The sequence below is a fragment of the Halorubrum sp. AJ67 genome (assembly GCF_000513435.1).
On the sequence record NZ_CBVY010000030.1, the window covers coordinates 1 to 1,472 of the forward strand.

Sequence of the window (1,472 nt, forward strand, 5' to 3'; positions counted from 1 at the left end):
CTGGAAGATGCGGAAGGCGGGGCTCCCGATCTTACTCTCCCGCACCACCGACGAGAAGCACATCTCCTTCATCGAGGACTGCGCCATCCCGCCCGAACACCTTCCCGAGTACACGCGCGAGTTCCAGCAGATACTCGAAGACAACGACACGTTCGCCACCTTCTACGCGCACGCCGGGCCGGGCGTGTTACACATCCGGCCGCTGATCAACACGAAAGAGGTCGACGACGTCGAGGCGATGGTCGACATCGCCGACCGCGTCACCGACGCCGTGGTCCGGCTCGGCGGATCGGTGTCCGGCGAACACGGCGACGGCCGCGCGCGCACCCAGTGGAACCGGAAGCTGTACGGCGACGACCTGTGGGAGGCGTTCCGCGAGTTAAAGACCGCGTTCGACCCGGACTGGCTGCTCAACCCCGGGAACGTCTGCGGCGACCACGACATGGGCGAGAACCTCCGGTTCGACGCCGACTACGAGTACGACGCCGGCTTCGACCCCGCGATGGAGTGGGCGATCGACAACGGGATGCAGGGGATGGTGGAGCTGTGTCACGGCTGCGGCGGCTGCCGCGGGCCGCAGGAGACGACCGGCGGCACCATGTGTCCGACTTACCGCGCCGCAGAGGAGGAGATCCAGTCGACCCGCGGCCGGGCCAACATACTCCGCGGCGCGATCAGCGGCGAACTGCCCGACGACCCGACCGACGGCGAGTTCGTCACTGAGGTGATGGACCTGTGTGTCGGCTGTAAGGGGTGTAAGGTGGACTGCCCGAGCGGCGTCGACATGGCGAAGCTGAAGGCGGAGGTCGAACACGCCCACCACGAGGAGCAGGGGCTTGACCTGCGCACGCGGCTGCTCGGTCGCTTCGAGGACCTCGCGCCGCTCGCCTCGACGCTCGCACCCCTCTCGAACCTCCCGAACAAGATCCCCGGGAGCGGCCTCCTCGCGGAGAAGGCGCTCGGGATCGCGCGGGAGCGCGACCTCCCCGAGTTCCGCTCGGAGACGCTCACCGACTGGTTCGAGGCCCGCGGCGGCGCGGGCGTCCCGCGCGACGAGGCGGACCGCGACGTACTCTTGTTCCCCGACGTGTACACCACCTACGTCAACCCCGGCGCGGGGAAGGCCGCGGTGCGCGTGCTGGAGGCCGCGAACTGCCACGTCGAGATTCCGGACGTCGACGGCAGCGGTCGCCCGCCCCACTCGAAGGGGATGCTCGACGTGTCGCGCGCGACGGCCAGAGACGCCGTGGAGACGCTCGCGCCCGAGGTCCGGGACGGGTGGGAGGTCGTCGTCGTCGAGCCCTCTGACGCCGTCATGCTCCAGTCCGACTACCACGACTTACTCGACGGCGACGCCAGCGACGTGCCCGACGACGACGTGGCCGCAGTCTCGGAGAACGCCTACGGGGTCATGGAGTACGTCGACGCCTTCCGGCTCGACGAGTCACTCGCACTCGACGCGCCCGCCGAGG

At 69.1% G+C, this 1,472-nt stretch carries 1 protein-coding gene; it reads left to right on the forward strand.

The features are described from left to right. Positions 1-1,472 (forward strand): FAD-binding and (Fe-S)-binding domain-containing protein (locus BN903_RS14590; protein ID WP_048078423.1); only part of this gene is annotated, 1,472 nt, incomplete at both ends.